Consider the following 8,250-nt stretch of genomic DNA (forward strand, 5'->3'; position numbering starts at 1 on the left):
TTTGCCGTTGCGCCAATAGGCGCGCAGCCACCAATCATTCCAAGGAGAAGACGCTATGAAATCGCTGAAAGGCAGCCAGACGGAAAAAAATATTCTTACAGCCTTTGCTGGTGAATCTCAGGCGCGTAACCGCTATGACTATTTTGCAGGGCGGGCCAAGAATGACGGTTTTGTGCTGGTGCAGGAAATTTTTGTAGAAACTGCCTTGCAGGAAAAAGAACACGCCAAGCGCCTGTTCAAGTTTCTTGAAGGCGGAGATGTGGAAATCACGGCGGCGTACCCTGCCGGGGTCATCGCTGACAGCGAAGCCAACCTTATCGCAGCCGCCAGTGGCGAAAACCACGAGCATACCGTCATGTATCCTGAATTTGCGGCTACGGCCGACAAAGAAGGTTTTTCTGAAGTTGCTGCCGTCATGCGCCAGATTGCCGTTGCCGAGGCCTACCATGAAAAGCGTTTTCTTACGCTTGCCAAGGATATCAAGGAAGGACGCATGTTCATGCGTACCAAGCCCACGGTATGGCGTTGCCTGAACTGCGGCTGTCTTGTGGAAGGTGACCACGCTCCCGAGATGTGCCCCGCCTGCGCGCATCCCAAGGCCTACTTTGCAGAGCTTAACTACACGTTCTAAGCGACATCAACACCGGGGCATTGCCCGTTTTTACAAAACGGCAGACAGCCGGGATGGGTGCCAGAATCACTCGGCGGATGATATGATGTCTTTCACGTACCTGCCCTGAGTTATTTCTTCAGATACCAGTCGAGCTGCGTCGACCACAAGCGCCAGGCCTTTTGGGTCTGGCGCTTTTTTGCGAAGCGGCATGCGCCTGACGCAGATATGTCACCGTTGCGGGGCAGCATTGCTGCTGCGTGCCCTGTTTGATTTGAAAAGTAATCAAATATCTACTATGCAAAGTTATTGCGTATAAATATAGTTCGGGTGGTTGCCTTTTGCAGTTTCCGGTCATTTGAAAGGCGTCTAAATATCTTGCAGGACTGGGACTAAGTGGTTACAGCTAATACAAGGCATGTCGTTATATGGGTGGGGAAGGGACTCTGCCATCTGTGTAATGTGGTCCATACTGGTCGATATGCCCACAAGCGGGAGAATGCGGACGGTGCATTTTTCAAGCTGAGGAGTCAACTGTGAAACAGATTATCTGGGGAGCACTTTTTTCCCTGCTTTTGGCAACGGCGGCCACTGCGGCTGAAACCGGTTATCCCCCACCCCCGCCAGCGGGGAAGCCGCTTTCGGTCGAAGACTCCATCTATGGAGTTCTGCGTAATCACCACAATCTGCGGGGCATGATCGAAAACCGCGAGGTGCTGGATCATGAGGTAAGGCGCGCTCAAGCTGGCTTTGGCCCTCGCGTTGACGTTACAGGGCAGGCTGGCGGCAGCGTCTTGAGCGATTCAAGCACCCGCAACCAGAACCTTGATTCGCAGATGTGGGGCAAGGTGGGCTATAGCGCCCAGCTTGTGCAACCCATATGGGATGGTTTTGCCACCCGTTCGCGCGTTCGCACTGCCAAATCCACTCTTGAATCCCAAAAATACCGTGTATTCGATACGGCGACATCGCTTTCTCTTGATGCGATTATCGCCCATATAGACTTGCTGCGCCGCAGAAAAATCTACGAGCTTTCCGAAGAAAACGTGGCCCACCACAAGGCTCTTGTGGGGCAGGCCCAGGATCGCGCCAGCCTTGGCGCGGACACTGCCGCAGACGTAACCCAGGCGCAGTCGCGCTTGCAGCGGGCGCTTTCAAGCCTTTCTGAAACCAAGGCCTCCCTGCTTGTGGCCGAGGAAACCTATACCCGGCTTACCGGCTTGCCAGCGGCCAGCCGCTTGCAGACCGTGACCATGCCGCCCCAGCTTTACACCGCATCGCAGGCGGTTCTGGAAAAGGCCAAAAAAAGCAACCCCAAACTTGCCGCCTATTTGCAGGATATCCGTGCTTCGCGCGCCGAGCGCGAACTTGCGGATTCGGCCTTTTCTCCCGCCCTCAACCTTGAGGCAGGCCCCAACTATACCAACCTTGGCGGCACAAGTGACCGCTGGGTGTACAGTTTTGACGTCATGGGCGTAGTGCGCTGGAATATCTTCAACAGCGGGGCCGACGTGGCTGAACGCCGCGCCGCCTCAGCCCGCATGCGCCAGTCGCGTCAGGTGATGTACAACTTTATTGATGATCTCAAGCTGGATGTGGACAGCACCTGGGTCAACTACCTTGCTGCCCAGGAACAGTACAACCACTATTCCAAAGCCATAGAGTACAACAAGTACACGCGTACCGCCTATATCGAACAGTTCCAGATTGGCAAGCGCAGTATTCTGGATGTGCTGGATACAGAAAGCGAGCTGTACAATTCTGCAACCCAGGCAGAAACCGCCCGGGGCAATATTCTTGTGGGCGCGTACAGGCTGTCGGCGCTCACGGGCAACATGCTGCCAGAAATGTCCATTAATACAGGACCACTTGGACAGAGTGCGCCCAAAGAACCGGAAGATCCTCGCGAGGAGTTCGCTCCTGGCTGGTTCAACTGACAATCCTTTCCGCATGCCCCGGTTAAACCGGGGCATGCGGCGCTTTTTTAAAGGGCGCAAATCCTTCTTTACCAGGCCGGGATCATTGGCTGACCCATGCGGCGCGCGGCTTGCGACTCTGCTTGTAGAGTGAATTCCCCCGAGGGATGGTCTCTGGCGCTTTGCGCGAAGATAATGAAAGGATGATGCCGATTTATCCCCATCAGCATCAATGGAATATGCATGGATACAATTTCTGCGGATTCAGAGGAAAAGGCACGGCCCACACCACCTGAACAGGAATCCGGCGACAGCCGGGCTCCGCAAAAAACAGCAGACACGGCACTGGAGCAAGACTCCGGCGCAGCAGCGCGCAACTCAACCCCGGTACCGCGCACAGCGCCGACCATGGGACCGTTGCGGCCTTCAGACGTGGATTTTATGCCCGGCCTGCTGCGTAGTCTTTCTGTCCTGCTGCGTTTGCGCGGGCGGGCAGTGTCGCCGCATGTGCTCATGGCCGGCCTTTCGGGCAGCAAGGTGACGCCTCAGGCCTGCCTGCGGGCGGCCCGCAAGGCGGGCCTGGCCGGGCGTATCGCTTATCGTCCTGATATTGCAGATATTCCAGGTCTTGTACTGCCGTGTATTCTGTTGCTCTCCCACGACCGCTCGTGCGTGCTCACGGCCCTTGACGGCGACATGGCCGAGGTGATTTTTCCCGAAACCAGTGAAAGCACGCAGTTGGTGCCAGTCGAGGCCTTGACGGACGAATACTCCGGCTATGCGCTCTTTGCCGCAGTGGAAGCCGCGCCGGATGACCGTTCCGAACGACTCAGCATTGCTCACGGCAAGCGCTGGTTCTGGGATGTGCTGCGGTATTACGCGCCCATCTACAGACATGTGGCCCTGGCCAGCGTGGTCATCAATCTCATTGCCGTGGGCAGCCCGCTGTTTGTGATGAATGTCTATGACCGCGTGGTTCCCAACAATGCCATAGAAACATTGTGGGTGCTGGCAAGCGGCATCTGCATCATATATCTCTTCAATTTCCTGCTTTCGGCCCTGCGCACGCATTTTGTGGATGTGGCTGGCCGCAATGCGGATATCGTGCTTTCCAGTTCGCTGGTGGAAAAGGTGCTTTCCATGCGGCTGGACGCCAAGCCCGAATCCACGGGCGCGCTGGTCAACAACCTGCGCGAATTTGAGCAACTGCGTGAATTTTTCAGCTCCTCAAGTCTGCTTGCCTGCATTGATCTGCCATTTCTGGTTATTTTTCTGTTGCTTACGGCCTTCATTGGCGGCCCTATGGTGCTGCTGTCCGTTGGGGCCATGCCTATCATGATCGGCATTGGCCTGCTGCTCCAGCACCGTTCGCGCATGAGCGCCGAGGCCAGCTACAAGCAGAACATGCAGAAAAACGCCCTGCTGGTGGAAATAGTAAGCGGGCTGGAAACGCTCAAGTCCTGCATGGCTGAAAGCCGCATGCAGAAGCTGTGGGAATCGGTGGTGGGTCTTTCGGCCCGCTCCAACAGCGAATCCCGCAAGTATAACAACCTTGCAGTCACATCTTCCATGCTCATTACCCAGCTCGTTACGGTGGCCATGGTGGTGTGGGGCGTGTACCGCATATCCGACGGCCTCATGACCATGGGCGCGCTTATCGGCTGCAATATTCTGGTGGGGCGCACCATGGCTCCGCTGCTCCAGATGGCCTCGCTACTTACCCGTATGCAGAATTCGCATGTGGCCCTCAAGGCGCTGGACATGCTGATGATGCTGCCTTCTGAAAATCAGGCGGAAAAAACCTGCATGGATTTTGGCATGCTGCGCCCTTCATTCACTCTGGAGGGGGTTTCTTTTGCCTATCCCCGGCAGGAACGCCTGGCTCTGGAGCATGTTTCGCTGCGCATAGAGCCGGGTGAACGCGTGGGTATTATCGGGCCCATGGGATCTGGCAAAAGCACGCTGTCAAAGCTCCTTATCGGCCTCTATCAGCCCAAGGAAGGGGCGGTGAAGTTTGGCGATGTGGACATCAGGCAGATTCCCAGCATGGAACTGCGTGGCCGCGTGGGCGTGCTGCCGCAGGATGTGGTGCTGTTTTACGGCAGCATTCGCGACAATATTGCCCTGGGGGATCCCACCATCAACGATCACCTCATTCTGCGCGCCGCCTCCCTGGCTGGCGTCACAGACTTTTTGCGCAACAATCCCGCTGGTTTTTCCGCGCAGGTAGGCGAGCAGGGCAAGGCGCTTTCTGGCGGGCAGCGTCAGGCGGTGGCCCTGGCGCGCGCTCTGGTGCGCGACCCTGAGGTGCTCATTCTGGACGAGCCCACCAGCAATATGGACACGGATTCAGAACTGCTGCTGCAAAAAAGGCTGCAATCGGTCATTGGCGGGCGCACCCTTGTGCTTGTGACCCATCGGCTCTCCATGCTGCGCATCGTGGATCGGCTCATTGTCATGGAAGGCGGGCAGATCAAGATGGACGGGCCCCGCGATGCAGTGTTGCAGAGCCTGCGCGACCGCTCGAAAAAGAATGTAGACAATGTGCAGCAGGCCACCCCGCAGGAAAAAACTGCGGACACCTTTGCCCATGCCGCCAACGCCTGAAAAATTCGGCTTTGCTGAAGAGCCTTGGCTTTTTGTTTTGAAATGACCGCCCAGCGGTTTTTGGAGAAGGGCATGCAGTTGCCACAGAAAACTATGGATACGACCGAGGCCGAAAATCGGCCAGAGCAGAAAGCAGGGGCGCAATGCGGCACGTCAAAGCCCGAGGTGCTCTTGTCCCCTGGCCTGGAGCCTTCGGCCTTTCCGCAGCCGGGAGGTATGCCCGGCATGCCTTTTGGCTCGCATTTTTCACGGCCCAATGTTGACGCGCCGCTGCCAGCCATGCCCGGCAGCGAGAACGTGCAGGAATCTGCTGTTGATTCTGGCGCAGCTGCCTCGTCTGGGGCAGGTTCGGATGCCGGCGCTGGCCGTTTGCCTGATCTGGACGCTTTGATGGCCGATCTGGGCCAGAATGCCGGCGACATGCAGCCCCTGGGGCTGGATGCTGCCGCCAAAAAGAAAGAACCGAGCAATCTTGAGCTTTTTTTGCGTCAGTTGTTGATGGGCGGGGAGCATGAACAGCGCCCGGATAAAAGCCTGCGGCAGTCGTTGCATGAAACTGTAGACAGAATTTTGGGCAAGAGCGGTCAGCAGGGCGCTGGCGCCATGATGGGCGCTCAGCAGCAAGGCAATTCCGGGCTGTTCGCAGCCATGGACGCCCCCCTGCGCGGTCTGACGCCCGATGATATCCTTTTTGCCAACGAGGTGGATGCGGCCCTTGCCCGGCGGCCCAAGTTCGGCGTGCGCGCCTTGTCCATCAGTGTTGGCTTGTTTTTTTTGTGCCTGATCATCTGGGCGGCCGTTGCCAGCGTGGATGAAGTGACCCATGCGGAAGGTTCGGTTGTTGGTTCGCAGCGCACCCAGACCATTCAGAACCTTGAGGGCGGCATCCTGCGCGCAGTGCTTGTGCATGAAGGGCAGATTGTGGACAAGGGGGCGGTGCTGGCGCAATTGGACAATGAAATGGCCGAAAGCGCCTATCGCGACGCCGTAAACAAGGCCATGGAAAACAGCCTCGCCATCATCCGCCTTGAAGCTGAAATCAAGGGCGACAAGCCCGTTTTTCCAGAAAATTTTGACATGTGGGCGGAAAAGGTCATTGGCCGCAGGGTGGAGGCGGGCATGCTGGAGCGCATTCACCAGATCGTTCAGGATCAGGAAAATGCCTGGCACAGCCGCCGCGAACAGCTCAATGCGGAAATTGATGTTTTACAGTCCCAGTATGTGCAGCGCCTGCATGACGTGGAAGAACTGACGGCCCGCAAGGTGCAGCTTGACCGCAGCCTTGAGCTTTCCATCGAGCAAAAGAATACGGCCTACGCCCTTGTGCAGCGCAACAACTTTTCCAAGCTGGAATACCTCGGCATGCAGCAAAAGGTAGTGGAATTGCAGGGCCAGATAGATTCCCTCGCCGCCACAATTCCCAAGGCCAAGGCCGCAGCGGACGAATCTAAGCAGCGCATTACCTCCCGCAGGGCCGAGCAGGTCGCGGCTGTTACGGACGAGATCAACAAGCGCAGGCAGGAACTCAATTCACTGCGCGAAAATCTTTCTACGGGGCGTGACCGCGTGACCCGCACAGAACTGCGCGCTCCCGTGCGCAGCACGGTCAAGCAGATATACATTTCCACCGTGGGGGGCGTTGTCAAACCCGGTGAACCCATCATGGATCTTGTGCCGCTTGACGACACGCTGGTGGTGGAGGCCAAGGTCAAACCGCAGGATGTAGCCTTTCTGCGCCCCGGGCAGCATGTCATGGTCAAGGTTTCGGCCTATGATTTCTCCATTTACGGCGGCCTTGAGGGCAAGCTTGAATCCATCAGCGCCGACACCATTGAAGACAAAAGGGGCGAGCATTTTTATCTTGTAAAGATCCGCACCCAGAAAAACGCCATAGTCTACCACAACGAATCTCTGCCAATCATGCCGGGCATGGTGGTGACGGCAGACATTATGATCGGCAAAAAAACCGTGCTGGATTATCTGCTCAAGCCCATTCTCAAGGCCAAGCAGAACGCCCTGCGCGAGCGCTAGGGCGAGAATGGGGGCAGACCGGCTTTAGCCCGCCGTAAGCCAGCATTTCAAGGGTGAATGCTCCTGTACAGATTTATTGAGACGCGCCGCACGATGAAGGAAAGATATATATGGCACCCCAAGAACTGACTCTTCCAGGCGTAGCCCAGCGCAACCGCAAGGCGGCGCTGACCATGTCGGCACTGTTCGTGCTGGCGCTCTGCCTGATTTTTATTTTTGCACGCTGGTATCTGCATGACTCGCGCGCCCACCTGCTGCGCGAGATGGGGCAGGACATGAATTCCCAGGCTGCGGGCAAGGTGGCCCTGCTCACTGTGTGGTCTGGCACCCTTGCCGGTCAGGTAAATGTTTTTGTCACGCAGGATATGCTGCGGCTGTTCGCCGCAGAGGTTGCCAGCACGGGCGTGCCCGCCAAGGATATGTTGCTGTTGGCCCGGCAAGGTCAGGCCGGGGCAGAAGCGGATATCGTGCCCCCGGCTGGCGCTGTCAGCAACGGGGATCCGCTGAAAAAAATTGCGCCGCGTCTTCCGCTGATGGTCAACAACCTTAGTGAATTCATGGAGAAAAACAGTTTCAGCGGTGCGAGTCTTGTTAATACCGATATGCAGATGTACCTCGCCCCTGAGGGCGTACAGCCGCCCGATGAAGAGCAGCGGCCCTTTTTGCAGCAGGCTCTGGACAGCAAACAGCCCGTTCTTATGCCTGTGCGGCGTGAAAACGGCAAGCTTGTCATGGACATGGCCTTTCCCATTTTTGCGCCCCTCTATGTGGATTCAACCGGCGACAGGGTGGTTTCCCTGTTGCTGGCCACCTACAGCGTCCTGCCTGTAACTGCCGCAGCCACTGGCGAAGCGGGCAATGGCAGCCAGTACAATACATTTATTCTTCAATCCTTTGGTGAAAAGCTGCAACGCATTGCGCCTACCGAAGTGTCGGGCGTGTCAAATTTGCCCGGCTGGTCGCTGCATGATGAAAAACTGCCGCTCGGCACACGTATTGATCCCGGCCTGCCGGAAGGCGAGCGCGAGATATACGGGCTTGCCCTGCCCGTGCCCAACCTGCCCTGGCTTGTGGAGCAGACCTTGC

General features: G+C 57.0%; 4 protein-coding genes and 1 pseudogene. All 5 read left to right on the plus strand.

Going from position 1 to position 8,250, the window contains the following annotated elements; all coding sequences use genetic code 11:
* Window positions 1-55 precede the first annotated feature (55 nt).
* Window positions 56-631, plus strand: a complete 576-nt coding sequence (gene rbr / locus VEZ52_RS07155) for a rubrerythrin (RefSeq protein WP_192113312.1) — start codon at window positions 56-58, stop codon at window positions 629-631.
* Between the two features lie 515 nt (window positions 632-1,146).
* Window positions 1,147-2,547, plus strand: coding sequence for a TolC family protein (locus VEZ52_RS07160; protein ID WP_324836217.1), 1,401 nt, complete (start codon window positions 1,147-1,149; stop codon window positions 2,545-2,547).
* A gap of 222 nt (window positions 2,548-2,769) precedes the next feature.
* On the plus strand, window positions 2,770-5,133 hold the full coding sequence (locus VEZ52_RS07165; RefSeq protein WP_324836218.1) for a type I secretion system permease/ATPase: 2,364 nt from the start codon (window positions 2,770-2,772) through the stop codon (window positions 5,131-5,133).
* A gap of 72 nt (window positions 5,134-5,205) precedes the next feature.
* Window positions 5,206-7,164, plus strand: coding sequence for an HlyD family type I secretion periplasmic adaptor subunit (locus VEZ52_RS07170; RefSeq protein ID WP_324836219.1), 1,959 nt, complete (start codon window positions 5,206-5,208; stop codon window positions 7,162-7,164).
* Window positions 7,165-7,274: 110 nt separating this feature from the next.
* A pseudogene (locus VEZ52_RS07175) lies at window positions 7,275-8,250 on the plus strand (histidine kinase); the annotation flags it as partial.

This window comes from Desulfovibrio sp. (assembly GCF_035644575.1).
Classification (GTDB): domain Bacteria; phylum Desulfobacterota; class Desulfovibrionia; order Desulfovibrionales; family Desulfovibrionaceae; genus Desulfovibrio.

Coding starts and splice junctions, on each gene's coding strand:
- VEZ52_RS07170 (WP_324836219.1), top strand. CDS start 5,206: ATGCAGTTGCCACAGAAAACTATGGATACGACCGAGGCCGAAAATCGG.
- rbr (WP_192113312.1), top strand. CDS start 56: ATGAAATCGCTGAAAGGCAGCCAGACGGAAAAAAATATTCTTACAGCC.
- VEZ52_RS07165 (WP_324836218.1), top strand. CDS start 2,770: ATGGATACAATTTCTGCGGATTCAGAGGAAAAGGCACGGCCCACACCA.